The 16,902-nt window shown below is 50.3% G+C and carries 15 protein-coding genes; 9 read left to right on the forward strand and 6 right to left on the reverse strand.

Annotated elements, in window-relative coordinates; all coding sequences use genetic code 11:
• The first annotated feature begins 66 nt into the window (after positions 1–66).
• From BQ7117_RS02845 to BQ7117_RS02860, 5 genes are all read left to right on the forward strand, one after another.
• Complete coding sequence (locus BQ7117_RS02845; protein WP_073996101.1) at positions 67–732, forward strand: single-stranded DNA-binding protein; 666 nt, start codon at positions 67–69, stop codon at positions 730–732.
• A 97-nt stretch (positions 733–829) separates the two neighbouring features.
• Positions 830–2,512 (forward strand): energy-dependent translational throttle protein EttA, encoded by a 1,683-nt coding sequence (gene ettA / locus BQ7117_RS02850; RefSeq protein WP_073996102.1) that lies wholly within the window; start codon positions 830–832, stop codon positions 2,510–2,512.
• Positions 2,513–2,683: a hypothetical protein gene (locus tag BQ7117_RS07690; RefSeq protein ID WP_154662962.1), complete on the forward strand. Its 171-nt coding sequence runs from the start codon at positions 2,513–2,515 to the stop codon at positions 2,681–2,683.
• Between the two features lie 157 nt (positions 2,684–2,840).
• The gene (malQ, locus tag BQ7117_RS02855) at positions 2,841–5,006 is read left to right on the forward strand and encodes a 4-alpha-glucanotransferase (protein WP_073996103.1); all 2,166 of its coding nucleotides are present in this window, start codon (positions 2,841–2,843) and stop codon (positions 5,004–5,006) included.
• A complete protein-coding gene (locus BQ7117_RS02860) occupies positions 4,978–5,265 on the forward strand; it encodes a PTS sugar transporter subunit IIB (RefSeq protein ID WP_084789836.1) in 288 nt (95 codons plus the stop codon). The genes malQ and BQ7117_RS02860 overlap by 29 nt, the downstream gene beginning before the upstream one ends.
• A gap of 125 nt (positions 5,266–5,390) precedes the next feature.
• On the opposite strand, the gene pepN is transcribed toward BQ7117_RS02860, so the two are convergent.
• Positions 5,391–7,979, reverse strand: a complete 2,589-nt coding sequence (pepN, locus tag BQ7117_RS02865) for an aminopeptidase N (RefSeq protein ID WP_237563041.1) — start codon at positions 7,977–7,979, stop codon at positions 5,391–5,393.
• Positions 7,980–8,213: 234 nt separating this feature from the next.
• Between pepN and BQ7117_RS02870 the strand changes: the two genes are divergently transcribed.
• Positions 8,214–8,828 carry a mycothiol-dependent nitroreductase Rv2466c family protein gene (locus BQ7117_RS02870; RefSeq protein WP_073996104.1) on the forward strand — a complete coding sequence of 205 codons (615 nt, stop codon included), beginning with the start codon at positions 8,214–8,216 and terminating at the stop codon, positions 8,826–8,828.
• Between the two features lie 45 nt (positions 8,829–8,873).
• Here BQ7117_RS02870 and BQ7117_RS02875 read toward each other — a convergent pair whose 3' ends face one another.
• Entirely contained in the window at positions 8,874–10,880 is a 2,007-nt protein-coding gene (locus tag BQ7117_RS02875) for a M13 family metallopeptidase (RefSeq protein WP_073996105.1), read from the reverse strand.
• Positions 10,881–10,951: 71 nt separating this feature from the next.
• On the opposite strand from BQ7117_RS02875, the gene BQ7117_RS02880 reads away from it, so the two are divergent.
• Complete coding sequence (locus tag BQ7117_RS02880; RefSeq protein ID WP_073996106.1) at positions 10,952–11,401, forward strand: ribose-5-phosphate isomerase; 450 nt, start codon at positions 10,952–10,954, stop codon at positions 11,399–11,401.
• A 153-nt stretch (positions 11,402–11,554) separates the two neighbouring features.
• Here BQ7117_RS02880 and epsC read toward each other — a convergent pair whose 3' ends face one another.
• The 3 genes from epsC to BQ7117_RS02895 all read right to left on the reverse strand — a co-directional run bounded on the left by epsC (position 11,555) and on the right by BQ7117_RS02895 (position 14,152).
• Positions 11,555–12,139 (reverse strand): serine O-acetyltransferase EpsC, encoded by a 585-nt coding sequence (gene epsC, locus BQ7117_RS02885; protein WP_073996107.1) that lies wholly within the window; start codon positions 12,137–12,139, stop codon positions 11,555–11,557.
• 2 nt (positions 12,140–12,141) lie between these two features.
• Positions 12,142–13,074, reverse strand: coding sequence for a cysteine synthase A (gene cysK, locus BQ7117_RS02890; protein WP_073996108.1), 933 nt, complete (start codon positions 13,072–13,074; stop codon positions 12,142–12,144).
• A 430-nt stretch (positions 13,075–13,504) separates the two neighbouring features.
• A complete protein-coding gene (locus BQ7117_RS02895) occupies positions 13,505–14,152 on the reverse strand; it encodes a YigZ family protein (protein ID WP_073996109.1) in 648 nt (215 codons plus the stop codon).
• A gap of 158 nt (positions 14,153–14,310) precedes the next feature.
• Between BQ7117_RS02895 and rpmF the strand changes: the two genes are divergently transcribed.
• Both rpmF and putP read left to right on the forward strand, forming a co-directional pair.
• Positions 14,311–14,481, forward strand: coding sequence for a 50S ribosomal protein L32 (rpmF, locus tag BQ7117_RS02900; protein WP_073996110.1), 171 nt, complete (start codon positions 14,311–14,313; stop codon positions 14,479–14,481).
• A gap of 88 nt (positions 14,482–14,569) precedes the next feature.
• Entirely contained in the window at positions 14,570–16,120 is a 1,551-nt protein-coding gene (putP, locus tag BQ7117_RS02905; RefSeq protein ID WP_073996111.1) for a sodium/proline symporter PutP, read from the forward strand.
• A gap of 189 nt (positions 16,121–16,309) precedes the next feature.
• Here putP and BQ7117_RS02910 read toward each other — a convergent pair whose 3' ends face one another.
• The gene (locus tag BQ7117_RS02910; RefSeq protein WP_073996112.1) at positions 16,310–16,873 is read right to left on the reverse strand and encodes an NADPH-dependent FMN reductase; all 564 of its coding nucleotides are present in this window, start codon (positions 16,871–16,873) and stop codon (positions 16,310–16,312) included.
• Positions 16,874–16,902: the final 29 nt, after the last annotated feature.

The following is a 16,902-nucleotide window of genomic DNA, read 5'->3' on the forward strand; positions in this document are numbered from 1 at the left end:
ATTTTCGTTTTCCTCCATAGTGGAAGACACCTGCCAAAAGGTAGGAGAAAATTTTGGAGGAAAATAATGGCTAATGATACGAGTATTACCGTGCGGGGTTGGGCGGGAGCTAAGCCGACTCTTTACATAAATTCGCAGACGCAGGGGAAGAAAATTTCGAAAATTTCTACCACCGTGCTTAACGTGGGAGTAACTCCGCGTAACTACAATCGCCAGACGGGAGATTTTCAAGACGGCGATACTACTTGGTATTCGGTGCGCTGTTATGGTGCTTTAGCTAGAAACGTGGCTATTAGTATCCAAAAAGGTACACCAGTTTTAGTGCGCGGAAAGCTCACTACCCGCAGTTATCAAGATAAAACTGGAGCAGATAGGCAGGCGCAAGTAATTATTGCCGATTCTTTAGCAATCGATCTTAACTACGGAGTAGCTAATTATGTGAAGGCGCGGGGAGAGGAAATTAGTGGCGTAGAAATATCGGAATTAGGCGCAGCAGATTTCAGCACAGCCTCTAACGCAGTTGCTGCAGGCGTGCCGGCGGGAGAAAAATCGGGAAATGAAAAGCCGGGAAATGAAAAGCCGGGAAATGAAAGACCGGTGAAAAAAGTGAACGGGAAGAAGCAAAAAATTTCTGGAAATATCGAGCTCTCCGCACCGGCAAAAAATAAAAATACTTTTCTCGAAAATATAGCGGCAGCTGCAGCTAAGTCTGAATCTTTACAAGCAGTTTAGGGAGGTTTTTTGAATTTCCCATTCTCCGCCTTTCCAGCTACTCTAAAGGTGTGGAAATCTGCGATTCGCGGATCGAATTCGAGAGTATCGGAGAATAGTGGCTGAATATATATACTCAATGGTGCATGCGCGGAAGCGAGTGGGCGACAAAGTAATTTTGGACGACGTCACCATGGCTTTCTTCCCCGGAGCAAAAATAGGCATGGTGGGCCCGAACGGCGCAGGTAAATCGACTATTTTGAAGATTATGGCCGGTTTAGATGAGCCTTCGAATGGAGAAGCTCGCTTGACGCCTGGCTATTCCGTGGGAATTTTGCAGCAGGAACCACCGCTTCTAGAAGATAAAACGGTGTTGGAGAATGTACAGGAAGCCGCGGGAGATTTATTCCAAAAGCTGGCTCGCTACAACGAAATAGGCGTAGAGATGGCCGATCCGGATGCCGATTTCGATGCACTAATGGCCGAAATGGGTGATTTGCAGACGGAGATAGATGCGGCCAACGGTTGGGATTTAGATTCTCAACTTCAGCAGGCTATGGACGCTTTGCGTTGCCCACCTCCAGAAACTCCCGTAAAAGTACTTTCGGGAGGCGAAAGAAGAAGAGTGGCACTCTGCCGGCTACTTCTGGAAGAGCCAGATTTACTGCTCTTAGACGAGCCAACTAACCATTTAGATGCCGAATCAGTGCTCTGGCTAGAGCAGCATCTTTCCCAATATCCGGGAGCGGTTATCGCCGTCACCCACGACCGCTACTTCCTTGACCATGTGGCGCAGTGGATTGCGGAAGTAGATCGCGGCCAGCTCTATCCTTACGAAGGTAATTATTCTACGTACCTGGAAAAGAAACAGGAACGCCTGGAAGTACAGGGTAAGAAAGACGCTAAGCTGAAGAAACGCCTCAAGGAAGAATTGGAGTGGGTGCGCACTTCGGCGAAAGGTCGGCAGGCAAAGTCGAAGGCGCGTTTGCAGCGCTACGAGGAGATGGCTGCGGAAGCGGAAAAGACGCGGAAGTTGGACTTTGAAGAAATCCAAATTCCGCCCGGGCCGCGCCTTGGCAGCGTGGTAATTGAAGCGGAGAAATTACAAAAAGGCTTCGATGATCGCGTGCTGATAAAAGATCTTTCTTTCTCGTTGCCCCGCAACGGTATAGTCGGCATAATCGGCCCGAACGGAGTAGGGAAGACTACGCTTTTCAAGACGATAGTGGGCTTGGAACCGCTCGACGCCGGTGAACTGAAAATTGGTGAAACGGTACAGATTTCCTATGTAGATCAGAACCGAGCCGGTATCGACCCAGAAAAGACCGTTTGGGAAGTGGTTTCTGACGGCTTGGATTATCTGAACGTAGGGAATGTGGAGATGCCTTCGCGCGCCTACGTATCTGCTTTCGGTTTCAAAGGAGCTGACCAGCAGAAACTAGCGGGAGTGCTCTCCGGAGGAGAACGGAATCGACTCAACCTGGCTCTCACTCTTAAGCAGGGCGGAAATCTTATTCTGCTCGACGAGCCTACTAACGATTTAGACGTAGAGACGCTCGGCTCACTCGAAAATGCGTTATTGCAATTCCCGGGATGCGCGGTGGTAATTACCCACGATCGCTGGTTCCTAGATCGCGTGGCTACTCATATTCTGGCTTGGGAAGGCACGGAAGCTGAACCCTACAACTGGTATTGGTTTGAAGGAAATTTCGAAGGCTACGAGAAAAATAAGATAGAGCGTCTAGGTGCGGAAGCAGCTCGACCTTCGGCCGTTACCTACCGGAAACTGACTAGAGGATAAATGAATACACTGTACGTAATACTTTCGATACTGGCGGTAGTAGCTGCGATACTAATCGGAGCAATCGTGGTGATGGCGTGCGTCCACATGGTACGCCACCGCAACGAAGTCCCCGAAGAGGATTTGCAGGGGCCAGTGCGCGCTTACGCTACGGAAGAGTCTGATATTTAGCGATTCTCCTAGTCTTTGTAAGATTTTCGCAGTAAACTAATAAAAGTTACTGAAAAATTTTTCATAAAGGCTGTATTCCTATCTATCTGCAGTTTTCTGATACTGGCGTCCGGAAACTATCTAGGTAGAGGATATCGATAAGGCAAGGGAGAAAATCATGGGTGCCATTTCCGACCGGAGTAAACTGGAAAATCTGGCCAATTCCTATGGCATTACCGCTGATTTTTGGGGATACGACGGGCAGCATAGAAGCGTATCTGACCAGACGCTTATCCAGATTCTTGAATCAATGGGAGTGGAAGGTCTCTGCGATGAAACTATCGATGCAGAGATCCAAAAGCGGCAATATAAATCTTGGGAAACCGTACTACCCTCGTGCACGGTAGTTCGATGCGGTAGCTACAATACCCTCGCTGTGCACGTGCCCCACGGAGCGCAGATAGAGATATGCGTAGAATTGGAGCAGGGCGGTGCGCGCACATTGGTGCAGCAGGATGATTTTACCCCGCCGCACACCATAAAAGGAGTACTCACCGGGCAGGCCAGTTTTGCGATTCCGGGCGATTTACCTCTCGGTTATCACACGTTAGTGGCCAAAGTTAGTACCGATAACGGCTGGGAAAGCCATCAAGCGCCTTTAATCGTCGTCCCGCAGTCACTGAATCTAATAAATGAGCAGACGCCCACGGCATGGGGAATGATGATGCAGCTCTATTCAGTGCGCTCGCGAGAATCCTGGGGAGTAGGAGATTTAAATGACCTCGCGGAAACCGCATCTCTGTTTGGAGATTTACAGGCGGATTTCTTACTAATTAACCCCCTGCACGCTGGAGAACCAATCGGGCATCTTTCCCCTTCTCCTTATCTCCCCGTCACCCGGCGTTTCTTTAATCCACTTTATATTCGCCCAGAAGATATCGCAGAGGTGGCTTATCTGAGTGCACCGCAACGCTCGCTAGTCACCTGGGCAGGTGAAAAAGTTAAAAAAGATTCACTGCGCAACGATTTAATAGATCGAGATAGTGCTTGGAGCGCGAAGCTAGAGGCTTTACACGTGATCTATCAGGCAGGGCGGTCACAGGCGCGGCAGCGTTCTTTCGAAAGATTCCGGGCGCGCGCCGGGCAAGGTCTAGAAGATTTTGCGCTCTGGTGTGCAATCTATGAAAAGTATGCGGGAGAGATACCGGCTGAACTGCAAGATATTTCTTCACCATTCGTAGCGAGGGAGCGCATTAGCCTCAGTGGGCGAATCGAATTCTGGGCTTGGCTCCAGTGGATATTGGATGAGCAGCTAGAAACTGCACAAAAAGTAGCTAAATCGGCGGGAATGAAATATGGAATTTGCCACGATTTAGCAGTAGGAGCTCATCCATATGGAGCGGATGTGTGGAGTAACCCCGAAGTCTATGCGGAAGGTTTCACCGTGGGGGCTCCGCCGGATATGTATAATCAGCACGGGCAAAATTGGTCGCAGCGCCCGTGGAATCCCGATGCGCTCGCAGCCCAAGCGTATAAGCCTTTGCGAGATACTCTCCGCACTATTTTCCGCCATGCCGGCGCGCTCCGAATCGACCACGTGATGGGGCTCTTCCGTCTATGGTGGATTCCGCAAGGTGAATTACCGAGTGCGGGAGCTTATGTACGTTTCGACCACGAAGCTATGGTAGGTATTTTGCTTCTGGAAGCGCAGCGAGCAAATGCAGTGGTCATAGGAGAAGATCTTGGCACAGTTGAACCGTGGGTGCGCGGCTACTTGAACGAGCGTGGAGTGCTGGGCACATCCGTATTCTGGTTTGAAAAAGCCGCTGATGGCCGCCCGCTAGCTCCGGAAGAATATCGGCGGCAAGTACTAGTGACGGTGGATAACCACGATTTACCGCCGATTGCTGGCTACTGGGCAGAAGAACACATCGATTTACGGGCGCGCTTGAATTTATTAGTGGAGCCAGAAGCGGAGACGCGGGTAGCTGCGCAGCGAGAACGCCAGCAGGTGCAGGAGCGGTTAGAAGAATATAATCTTCTAGGGGAGAATCCTACCGAACGGGAAATCTGCGAAGCACTACACCAATATGTGGCAAAGACTCCGGCGGTACTTTTCGGAGTTTCGCTGACTGATGCAGTAGGCGAAAGGCGAATTCAAAATCAGCCTGGCACCGACACCGAATATCCAAATTGGCAATTTCCTCTCGCTGACGGCACAGAGCAGGTAGTCTTAGTAGAGGAATTAGCTGCTAATCCGCGGCTCACTTCATTAGTGAAGGTTTTAAATACAGCGGTGCACGGAGAAAGGAACAGTGAGGATAACGGAAGAAGTTGCTGCTGAACGCCCTCATTTGCAAGCGGAAGAGGTAATAGCCGCCTGCGGCGGAATTACCAATATCCGCCGGATTGACGGCAGCATTTCCCGTATTACTCTTTTCTTATTCGATATGACGCTGGTGGATGTGCTACGCCTACGGCAAATGGGTATCTATAGTGTAGTGATTCAGAAAGAAAGCGTGCAGTTAATTATCGGCCCGGAAGCCGAAACTCTCCTCTATAAGATTGCAGAAAAATTCGGCAATCCGGAAGAAAAATTTTAAGGCGGCTCTGGGGTGGAGTATTCCATTACTACGCCGGGTACGCCGGCACTATTTTAGAGTATCCCTATACTACTTAGAACACCTTCTTTAGCTCTGAGCACTTACTTTGAGCATTCTTACACATTTTATTTAGAGCATTCCTGCACGCGGCGGGCGCGTTCAGCTCCATCTACTGCTTCTGCCACGAGCCGCCGCAAAGCGGGAGCAGAATCTTGGTGCTTATCCAGCCATTCTTGCCCGGCGGCAATCACATCTACTCCTAAGTCGGTGCGTCCCGTCAGCTTAGTGGGGAAAGTATAGGTAATCATATTCGAAGCGAACTCCACCGTGCGCTCTTCCCACTGCCGTTCCACTTCCGCAAAATATTTTTCTACATATGGTACGAGCAGCTTTGCATCTCCGGCAGTAAAGCCAAGGCAGAGGGAACGTTGCTGGGCATTAGGAATTTTCCCAGCCAGCAATTCCTCCCAAGCGCGCGCTTTCGCTTCCGGAGTAGCTAAAGCAGCGCGCGCTTCTGCCGCTGCGCTCGCTCCAGCTGCGGTATTATCGCGCTCTTGCAATTCCTGCTGGATATCAGCTGCGGTGATTCGCTGCGCAGCTGCTAAACGCTGCCATATTTCCCACCGCAGTGCTGCATCTATCTCTAATCCGGCCGGCACCTTTTCTCTCTGCAACCAGCCGGCAAAATAATCCAAATCAGCATCGCTGTGGGCAAGAATAATGGCGGTGCGCGCCAGCTGTAACTGCCGATCCGAGCCGGGAGTTGCGCTCTGCAAAATAGCTTGCAATTTTGCCGCCACTCTTTGCTGTAGTTCTTCTCGCTGTTGCGGCGGAGAATATAGATTAGTGGCCGTCACCAGCTGGCTTAAGGTGTAGCGCAGTACTGTGCCGTGCGTTTCCGTCTCCAAGGCGCGCAAAGCAAAATCTGCATAATCGGCGGCACTCATAAGCCCATCGCGGCATAAATCCCAGACATTAAAGAGAATAAGTGCTCGCGTCAGCTGTAATTCGGGTGGGAAAGCATTAATGTGCGCTTTTATGTGCGTCAAAGATTCTTCATCTAAACGCACTTTGGCATAAGCTAAATCGCCGTCATTAATCAGTAAGACATCGGGGCGGGAAATTCCACTGAACTCCGGCACTACGGTGCGCGCACCAGAAATATCTAGAGTAGTGAAAGCTACCTGCCGGTATTCTCCATCTTCTAAGTTATAGCCACCTACGGCAATTCGATGTGGCCGCAAAGAAGCGTGCTTATCTTTCTCCTGGCAAATTGCGAACTCATCGATTTTTCCGGCTGTTTCGGTTATTTGCGGGGAGAGAGTATTGATGCCCGCCTCTTGCAGCCAGAGCCGAGCCCACTGTTGTAAATCGCGGCCAGAAGCTGCCTCTAGCTCCGTGAGTAAATCTTGCAAAGTGGCATTTCCCCACGCTTTTTTCGCCAAGTACTGCCGCACTCCGCTAATGAAAGCCTCTTCTCCTACGTAGGCTACTAGCTGCTGGAATACGGAGGCACCTTTCCCGTAGGTGATGCCATCAAAGTTCACCAGCACATCTTCTAAATCGCGAATATCGGCAGCAATAGGATGCGTAGAAGGAAGCTGATCTTGCCGGCGGGCCCAAGATTTCTCTGAAGCCTGGAACGTGACCCATGCCTCCTGCCAGCGGGTCGCGCGCGCCGTCGCCACATGGCTCATGTATTCGGCAAAAGATTCATTCAGCCAGAGATCATCCCACCACTCCATGGTGACTAAATCGCCGAACCACATATGCGCGAGTTCGTGCAGAATAGTGATTGCCCGCCGTTCTACCAATGCGGCTGTCGGCTTAGATTGGAATACATAATCGTCGAGTATGGTGACGCAGCCCGGATGCTCCATCGCGCCCATATTGTATTCGGGTACAAAAATTTGATCATATTTGCGGAATGGATACGGCTGGGCAAAATACTCTTCGTAGAATGGCATTCCTTGCTTGGTGATTTCCAGTACCTCTGCGCCATCTAAATACTTTTGCAGTGATTTACGTGCATATACTCCGAGGGGAATTTCGCGGCCGTCGGGAGCAGTATAGGTGCCTTGCACTCCGGCATAAGGACCGGCAATTATGCAGGTAAGATAGGAAGAGATGGGTTCGGTGGGAGAAAATTCCCAGCGCGCTAGGCCGTCTGCTACCGGTTGGGGCTCCGGAGTAGGGGAGACGGAAAATACTTGCCAGTGCGCGGGAGCGAGCACGGAAAAAGTGAAACGCGCTTTTAGGTTGGGTTGCTCGAATACGGCAAACATCCGCCGCGAATCGGGAGCTTCGAATTGCGAGTAGAGATAGACTTCGCCATCTGCTGGATCGATGGCGCGGTGTAGACCTTCACCGGTGTGGGAATATAAGCAGGTAGCTTCCACAATCAAGGTGTTCTCTGCCGCTATTTCAGCCAGCTCGATTCGCGAATTTTGAAAAGCGCTAGGCGAAATAGTGGTGCCGTTCAGTTCAATTTTTTCTACTGATTGGGCTATTAAGTCTACGAAAGTGGCTGCGCCGGCTTTTCCAGAAAAATCAATAGTGGTGCGGGAGCGGAAAGTAGTGGAATCACGTAAATCCAACTCCACCCGGTAGCTATGAGTTTGTACTATTTCTGCGCGGTGGGCAGCTTCCAAGCGCGTCAAATTTTCTCCGGGCAAAATTTTTCCTTTCCACAGATGACTATGCCGTAGTGGCATCTAGTTTCCTCTTTTACTCTAGCTTCTTTTTGGCGTCGAGAAAAAGTATGGCGGCATGTATAGGATTGAGATATAGCTTTTGCCGGCGGGAATTCGATAATTTGTGCGCAAAGCGAACGCAGCGTAACTGCGGTAAAAGCAATGCGGGCGAGCTGCCCGAGAATACTGGCAAATATGAGAAATATTGGCAAATAGCGGTAATAAAAATAAATAAAGTAGAGAGAAAGGCAGAAAATGGCGAGTTTAGCTGCAGAGGAAAAAGTAGATTTTTGGTTCGACCCTTCTTGCCCGTGGACGTGGATTACCTCCCGCTGGATTACCGAAGTAGCTACGGAGCTCCCTCTATCTCTCACGATGCACGCCTTTTCGCTTTGCCACCTCAATAAAGATAAAGATATACCGCAAAGCTACCGGGAGCATTTAGAATCAGCTCGGCTTGGAGCAGAAGTGGCTGCCGGAGTGGAGAAACTGGCACCAGCGCGCCTAACAGATTTCTATACCGCGCTCGGCACCCGGCATTTTGTGGAAGAAGCTCCGAAAGACGCCGCCGCTGCTCGCGCCGCGCTCCAAGAGTGCGGCCTACCGGAAGAAATAGTGGATAGAGCTGCTGCAGGAGAATTCACGGATTATCTGGCAGATAGCACGGAAAAAGCGCTCTCCCTAGTAGGGGAAGACGTAGGAGTGCCGATAATTGCTACGGCTGGCGTGGCTTTCTTTGGACCAGTAATTTCTCCCGCTCCGCACGGGGCTGCGGCAATTAAACTCTGGGAAGGGGCACTGGCGTTGGCAGAAACTCCAGGATTCTTTGAGCTAAAGCGCTCCCGCACTACGGGGCCAATTTTTTCCTAGTAAGAAATAGAGAGCGCTAAATAAAAGCTAAGGGCTTTTCTACCGTTACCAGATCTGTACCCGCTCCTGCGGTGGCAGATAGAGTTCATCGCCTTCCTGCACATCGAAAGCCTCCACAAAAGCATCGATATTCTTCACTACTCCGTTGCAACGGAACTCCGCTGGCGCATGGGGATCAGTGGCGATTCGCTGCACCATCAGCTCATCGCGCCGTTTTTCCTGCCAAGCACGCGCATAGGAAAGGAAAACGCGCTGTAAACCGGAATAGCCTTCTTCTATCGGGCTTTCCGCAGCTCCCGTATATCCGGCTCGCCGCATAGCAATATCGTAGGCGCGCAAAGCAATCCCTAAACCACCTAAATCGCCGATATTTTCTCCTAGAGTGAGTTCCCCGTTTACGTGATGCGGAGAATCAGCGGGGAATTGAGCTGGTACATAGGAGTTATATTGCTTCACCAGTGCGCCGGTACGTTTCTCAAATTCCGCTCGGTCGTGCTCGCTCCACCAGTTATGCAATCGCCCGCTGCCGTCATATTTCGAGCCTTGGTCGTCAAAACCATGCCCGATTTCATGGCCAATAACTGCTCCGATACCTCCGTAGTTCCACGCCGGATCAGCATCTGGAGAGAAGAAAGGCGGCTGTAAAATAGCGGCTGGAAATACTATCTCGTTAGCGAGCGGGTTGTAGTAAGCATTCACCGTCTGCGGGTGCATAAACCACTCGTCTCTATCTACCGGTTTCCCTAATTTCCCTACTTCATAGGCGGTGAAAAACTTATTAGCTTGCCGCATATTCTCCACCAAATCGCCGGAAGTAATGTGTAGCTGTTGGTAATCTTTCCACTTTTCTGGATAGCCGATTTTAGTCACGAAACTATCGAGTTTTTGGAGCGCCTTCTGGCGAGTATCTTCTCCCATCCACTCCAAATTTTGAATCGAGGTGCGATAGGCGGCCAATAAATCGGCTACCAGTTGCTCCATCTGCGTTTTGGCCGTGGGAGGGAAATGGCGAGCTACATATTCTTTTCCAATCGCTTCGCCGAGAATACCGTCCACTAAATCTATGCCACGCTTCCAGCGGGGGCGCATTTTTTCTTTACCCGCCAGCACCTTTCCATAAAAATTAAACTGTGCCTCCACTAGAGCAGTAGAGAGATACGGCGCGCGCGCCAAAATGGTCTGCCAAACTAGGTATTCCTGCAGCGTATCTAGCGGCGTATCTTGCCAAAGTTGCGCAAAACCTTGGAGAGCCCCCGGAGTATATACCAGTAATTTCGGAGCATTTTGGGCGGTGATTCCACAAACTTCCAGCGTATCTTCCCAATTAAATCCGGGGGTGGTGCTCTGAAATTCTTCCCAGCTCAACACATTATTAGTCTGTTCGGCATCGCGCAGTTTTACTACGTCGTAGTGATGGGAGGCGAGTGCAGTTTCAAAATCGAGAATACGCTGGGCGGCGTCGGCAGCTGCTTCAGCGCTAATCCCGGTGCCTAAGGCGTAAAGCTGGGGGAGAAATTCTTTATAAGCCTGCAAAATAGGAGCGTAGGCGGCATCTCGATAGAAAGATTCATCGGGGAGGCCGAGCCCATCTTGGCTAATCCATACGATATAAGCATCTGGCTGGTTGCGGTCGGCGTCTACTGTGCAGCTGAAAGGCACCGATACTCCGCTCTCTAGGAGCTGGCCGACGGCGATTCCTAAATTATCTTTATCTTTCGCAGCGCGGATGAGTGCTAAATCTTTTTCGAGAGGCCGTATGCCCTGTTCTTCTATCCGGGCTTCGTCCATAAAAGAAGCATATAGATCTGCCACTTTTTGCTCGCTGCTGTGGCGGGGATTGGCTGTAAAACTTTCAACGATTTCTCGTACTTGCGCCAAGGATTCTTCCCGAAGATCGATAAAGGCACCGGCTGCCGCTTGATCAGCTGGTATAGAAGTACTTTCTAGCCACTTTCCGTTTACAAATCCAAAAAGATCATCTTGCGGGCGAATACGAGTATCTAACTCGGAAATTACTTTAGCTCCGTAATTCTCACTGTCTTTAATCGTCATAGAGGCTATTCTACCTTGATTTACTGGGCGGTTCCGCTTCAGGGTAGGGAAAAATTAGCTAGAATAAAAGTATGAGAGTACATATTGCAAGTGACCATGCAGGTTTTGAATTAAAAAGTCATTTAGTTGCCCACCTTCAGGAAGCCGGCTACGAAGTAGAAGATCACGGCTACCATGAATACGATAAATTGGATGCTTATCCGCCGGTATGCTTTGCCTGCGCCGAAGCAGTAGCAAAAGATCCGGGGTCTCTGGGGATAGTCATCGGAGGATCTGGAAACGGCGAGCAGATGGCAGCCAATAAAGTGAAAGGCATCCGTGCCGCTTTAGCTTGGAACGAAGCTACTGCAGAATTAGCGCGGGAGCACAATAACGCCAATGTGATATCGCTGGGTGCGCGCCAGCATGATCTAGCGGAAGCTACTAAGCTGGTGGATATTTTCCTTTCCACCTCTTATGATCCCGCTTCGCGCCACCAATCGCGTATCGATATGCTCAGTGAATACGAAGAAAAGCACTGAGTAGTATCTAAAAGAATTAAATAAACAAAGGGCAGGAGCTTCCGCATGGAAGCTCCTGCCCTGCTATTTAGGAATTATTTAGTATGTATTGGCGCGCGCAGGTACACGCGGGCGCCAGCATACTCTAATTACTTAAATCAGTAATTTCTTAAATCAGTTGCTGAAGGCTGGGTCGATATGTGGCTGCTTATTTTTCGCTGGCCGATTTTGTGCTGGAATTCCCACTGCTACCTGGCAGCTTGGCACGTCTTTCACTACTACTGCATTAGCTCCGATTTGTACGTCGTCTCCAATCGTAATAGGGCCGAGTACTTTTGCTCCGGCGCCAATCATTACGCGATTACCGACGGTGGGGTGGCGCTTGCCTTTGCGCATAGAAATACCGCCGAGGGTGGTGCCGTGGAAAATAGTCACGTCTTCTCCTACTTCGGCAGTTTCTCCAATCACCACTCCCATGCCATGGTCAATAAAAAGTCTCCGGCCGAGTTGTGCGCCTGGATGGATTTCAATTCCGGTAATGGCGCGCGTCAGCTGCGATATTATGCGTGCCGGCAATTTTAGGAGTGGCGATTTATTCCACATCCGATGGCAGAGCCGGTAAGCCCAGACGGCGTGCACTCCCGGATAGGCGATTGCCACTTCGAGGGTATTGCGGGCAGCCGGATCATTATCTACTGCTGCTTGGAGGTCTTCTTTTAGCTGCGCAAAGAAGGGGAGGTTCTCTATCTTTTTCTGCATCCTTAATCATCCAATCCCGCGAATAAATCGGTCGATACGTAGCGTTCACCGAAATCAGGAATAATTACGGCGATACTTTTTCCAACGTATTCGGGGCGTTCAGCTATTTTCAGCGCTGCCCAGAGTGCAGCTCCGCCCGAGATTCCTGCCAGTATCCCCTCTTGGTGGGCAGCCTGCCGAGCCGTAGCTAAAGCGTCGTCAAATTCTACCGGCAGCACTTCGTCATAGATATCTCTATCGAGTACTTCCGGCACGAAATTAGCGCCCAGCCCTTGTATCTTATGAGATCCGGCGTGGCCCGTGGAAAGAAGAGGTGAATCGGCGGGTTCTACCGCCACAATATGTATTTGTGGATTCTGGGATTTTAGATACTTACCGCTTCCGCTGAGAGTACCTCCGGTGCCTACGCCAGCCACCAACACATCTACTTTTCCAGATAGATCATTCCAGATTTCTGGACCGGTGGTGCGGGCGTGAGCGGCAGGATTGGCGGGATTGGCAAACTGGGAAGCGAGAATAGCGCCGGGCAGCGAAGCAGCAATCTCTTTCGCTTTATCCACTGCGCCTTGCATTCCCGCTGCCGGTTCAGTGAGCACTAATTCTGCTCCGAATCCGCGCAATAAAATACGCCGTTCTTTAGACATTGAAGCCGGCATAGTAAGAATTACTTTGTAGCCGCGCGCTGCGCCCACCCAGGCGAGTGCAATACCAGTATTACCGGAGGTTGCTTCGACGATAGTGCCGCCGGGAGCCAGCGCTCCCGATTTTTCTGCTTCCTCCACGATAGCCACACCTACGCGGTCTTTTACGGAGTTAGCTGGGTTGTAGAATTCTAATTTTGCAAATACGTGCCCACCTTTATCTGCCGCCAGCCGGTGGAGCTGTAGCAGGGGCGTACCTCCAGTTATTTCGGTGAGGGAGTGGTATAAGGTCATAGGTTCTCTCTTTTCTTAAATTGAGGTTTTGTATAAACGGCTCAATTTTTATTCTTCGATTTATATTCCTATTTCGCAGTTTTATCTAAAAGTTTATCTAGGAGCTGCTTTGAGCTGTTAGGAGCTACTTTTTAGCAATTTACGAGCGCCAAGCATGCCAAAGGCACAAAACTAGAGCTCAGCGCCCTTGCGACAGGTACAGCAGAAAAGGGAGGCAGAGAGAGCTGCTAAACGCATATTATTTCCTCCTCCTGCTCAATAGTTAATACAAAATTATAGGCACTTTTATAATTACATAGCTTTTTCGGCGGCGCAAATGTGGCAAATCTTGCTAGCGGTATTGTGCGCTAAATTTTGCTAACACCTACATATTTTGTGGCGAAAAATTAGCGCCGGGCAAGGGGAGCTAATTCGCGCTGGAAAAGGGGAGCTAGGAGATAACTCCAGCAGCTACTTCTTTATAAGCCATTTTTTGGAATTTTACCTCTGTTTCTGCGCCGCGCAGCTCTCCTAGGTACGCGGCAGCTTCGTTGCAATCATCTGCGAGAAAAGTAATCACCACTTTTTCTGATTGATAATCGAGAGCAGTGATTTCATATTTACTGCGGCGCAATCCTGCTTCTATACGTCCGGCGGCATCGAGAGGCAGTGAAACTTCCAACTGCTGGAAAATTTGCTCTTTCCAGAGTTGCGCTCCGTGGAGTGTTTGCGCCGGCGCCTCGGTATAAGCGCGCACCAGCCCGCCGGTGCCGAGCAGAGTGCCGCCAAAATACCGCACCACCACTATTGCAGTATCGGTGAGCTGGCGGGTATTTATCACCTCTAAAATTGGTTTTCCGGCGGTGCCGGAGGGTTCGCCGTCGTCAGAGGAATTAGTGATATCTTGCGCGCCGCGCACGGAAATACGGTAGGCGCTGCAATGGTGGCGTGCATCTGGGAATTCTTGGCGAATCTCTGCTATGAAATTACGCGCAGCAGTTACGTTTTCTACGCGGCGCACTACGGCTATAAACCGCGACTTTTTCACGGTAATTTCGCTGCGCAATTCCAAATCAGGGGTCAGACGATAAATCTCCACCTTTCTATTTTTACCGAAAACTCCGTGTTTCTCAGCACAAAGTGAAAACTGTTATGAGAAAACTAGGTGCCATCTGTTAAAGTTATGCTCTGTACGAAAGATAATCGCCTAGAGAGCGATATCGCTTACTTAATAAAGAAAGAGCAAGGAGCGGAATCATGGCAGTTCCAAAACGTAAGATGTCACGCAGCAATACCCGCTCTCGTCGTTCCCAGTGGAAGGCCAAGCTTACCGAGTTGCAGCCGGTCCGTGCCATGGGTGGCAGCGAGGTGCGCATCCCACGTCGCCTAGCAAAGGCGGCGCAGAAAGGCCTGCTCGATTTAGATTAAAATCAGCAGCTAAAAATTTTCAGAGTGGCTCCGCCGAAAAGGTGGGACCACTCTTTATTTTTATAAGAAAACGGAAAAGGATCTCGAAATGACGCAAGCAACCGGGCAAGCAATAGCCATGATCGTTTATTTCGTAATGATGGTGCTCATTGGTTTGTGGGCCTACACTCGCACCAAGAATTTAGATGACTATATGATTGGCGGGCGCGGTTTGAACCCATTGGTGGCGGCGCTCTCGGCGGCAGCTTCGGATATGTCGGGGTGGCTGCTTATGGGATTGCCAGGTGCGCTCTACGTTTCGGGAATTATCGAAGGCTGGATTGCAGTAGGGCTGACGATTGGTTCGTGGCTAAACTGGAAAATCGTAGCTCCCCGGCTGCGTTCTTATAGTGAAATAGCGAAAAATTCTATTACGGTGCCCTCTTTTCTGGGTAATCGGCTGCATGACCCCACCCATGCGGTGCGTATTGCCGCCGGGCTAATCATCTTCATTTTCTTCACCTTCTACGTATCTTCTGGAATGGTAGCCGGCGGTACCTTCTTTGAGACGGCTTTCGGCCTCGACTATCACCTCGGTATGACCGTCGTGGCGGGCGTAGTAATTCTTTATACGCTCGTGGGAGGATTCTTGGCCGTATCGTGGACGGATATGGTGCAAGGCTTAATGATGGTAGCGGCTTTAGTAGCGGTGCCCATAGCCGGAATTTTTGCCGTAGGGGGGCTCGGGAAACTGGCCGCCGGCGTTAACGCCGTGAATCCGGGATTCCTCTCTCCGGTAGGAGGCTCGCTAAGTATTGCCACTTTCATAAGTATTATTTCTGCTCTCGCTTGGGGTCTCGGCTACTTCGGGCAGCCGCATATCATTGTGCGTTTCATGGCTTTGCGTAGCCCCGGAGAAGCTAAACAAGCGCGGCGAATTGGGCTAGGTTGGATGATATTTTCGGTATTTGGTGCCGGCGGCACTGCGCTAGTGGGCATTGCCATGAACTATTACGGTCTCATATCGGTCGGCTCGGAGCAGCGTGAATCTATATTTATTGTTTCTGGGCAGCGGCTATTTCCGGTATTTATTGCTGGCTTCATGCTCGCAGCTATTTTGGCGGCGATCATGTCTACCATTTCTTCGCAACTGCTCGTCACTTCTTCTGCCGTAGTAGAAGATATCCTCAACGCCAAAGGGGAGCGCAGCGCGGCGGCCAGTATTAATTGGGGGCGGACGGCTGTGCTGCTCTGTGCCCTCCTAGCTGCAGTATTCGCTTGGTTCCGCACCGATTCTATTTTGAATCTAGTGGCTTTTGCCTGGGCTGGATTCGGGGCGACTTTCGGCCCCATGGTATTGCTGGCGCTCTATTGGCGTAAACTCACCTGGCAGGGCACACTCTGTGGAATGCTCACCGGAGCATTGACGGTCGGAATCTGGGGTACTTATAAGTGGTTTGGGCTTTACGAAATTTTGCCGGGATTCTTACTAGCCTTGCTGGTGGCGTATCTAGTTTCTCGCCTTACCTACCGGATGAATAGCGAAATAGAAGCAGAGTTTACGAAAGCGCTACAGCTCAGTACCGCTAATGCCCAAGAGATGGCCGCTCAGAGTGATTCAGCGAGCGCTATGCCGCACGAAGAGGAAAACGAGGGGTAAAAAGAGGCGCCGAACGAAGAGCAAAACAAGGGCCAAACGTAGGATAAACGAGGCCTCGAGCGAGAGGCAAAATAGCTGACAAAATAATAGCTAGCAGAAAACTGTGGGGTAGGCAGTGCAAATCCACGAGCGTGAATTTGCGCTGCCTACCCCAGTTAATTGCTGTAGCTAATGCCGCGCTTTACGTAACTATTTATTCTCTACAATCGCTACGAAACGATCGATATAGTCTTGCACGAAGGCGCGCGTCTTTTCGTTGTTGAATTTACCTTGCTCATCGAGTAATTCCGGAGATTTCCCTAGGAATACTTCAGGTTGCCCCGGGAGCGTCATATTGAAATAGCTGAGCGCGAGCCGCAAATTCTTCTGCGCGCTGTAGCCGCCCATCTTCCCTACGGAATGGCTAATAATTCCGGCCGGCAGATCTTTCCAAGCTACATCAGAATTCGGCTTCGACCCGATATCTACTGCATTCTTTAGGCAGGCGGGGATGCAGCGATTATTTTCCGGAGTTACGAAGAGTACTCCATCTACGCTCTTAATTTTTTCCCGGAATTCGGTGTATACCTTCGGCAGCGGCTTTTCCGTTACTTGTGGATCATCGTAATCGAAATCGTAAAGCGGCAAATCGCGAATTTCTACTATCTCTGCTTCGTAATCAGCGGGAAACATCTCCAGAGTCTGCAAAGCAATTTTGCGGGCATAGGAGCCACCTCGCAAACTTCCCACTAGTACGGCAATTTTCTTCGCCATATTTCCTTTTCCTTTCTTTCGTCTTTATT

Origin of the sequence: Arcanobacterium urinimassiliense (genome assembly GCF_900119495.1) — a bacterium.
GTDB classification, from domain to species: domain Bacteria; phylum Actinomycetota; class Actinomycetes; order Actinomycetales; family Actinomycetaceae; genus Arcanobacterium_A; species Arcanobacterium_A urinimassiliense.

Coding starts and splice junctions, on each gene's coding strand:
- BQ7117_RS02845 (WP_073996101.1), top strand. CDS start 67: ATGGCTAATGATACGAGTATTACCGTGCGGGGTTGGGCGGGAGCTAAG.
- BQ7117_RS07690 (WP_154662962.1), top strand. CDS start 2,513: ATGAATACACTGTACGTAATACTTTCGATACTGGCGGTAGTAGCTGCG.
- malQ (WP_073996103.1), top strand. CDS start 2,841: ATGGGTGCCATTTCCGACCGGAGTAAACTGGAAAATCTGGCCAATTCC.
- pepN (WP_237563041.1), bottom strand. CDS start 7,979: ATGCCACTACGGCATAGTCATCTGTGGAAAGGAAAAATTTTGCCCGGA.
- BQ7117_RS02870 (WP_073996104.1), top strand. CDS start 8,214: ATGGCGAGTTTAGCTGCAGAGGAAAAAGTAGATTTTTGGTTCGACCCT.
- BQ7117_RS02875 (WP_073996105.1), bottom strand. CDS start 10,880: ATGACGATTAAAGACAGTGAGAATTACGGAGCTAAAGTAATTTCCGAG.
- BQ7117_RS02880 (WP_073996106.1), top strand. CDS start 10,952: ATGAGAGTACATATTGCAAGTGACCATGCAGGTTTTGAATTAAAAAGT.
- epsC (WP_073996107.1), bottom strand. CDS start 12,139: ATGCAGAAAAAGATAGAGAACCTCCCCTTCTTTGCGCAGCTAAAAGAA.
- cysK (WP_073996108.1), bottom strand. CDS start 13,074: ATGACCTTATACCACTCCCTCACCGAAATAACTGGAGGTACGCCCCTG.
- rpmF (WP_073996110.1), top strand. CDS start 14,311: ATGGCAGTTCCAAAACGTAAGATGTCACGCAGCAATACCCGCTCTCGT.
- putP (WP_073996111.1), top strand. CDS start 14,570: ATGACGCAAGCAACCGGGCAAGCAATAGCCATGATCGTTTATTTCGTA.
- BQ7117_RS02910 (WP_073996112.1), bottom strand. CDS start 16,873: ATGGCGAAGAAAATTGCCGTACTAGTGGGAAGTTTGCGAGGTGGCTCC.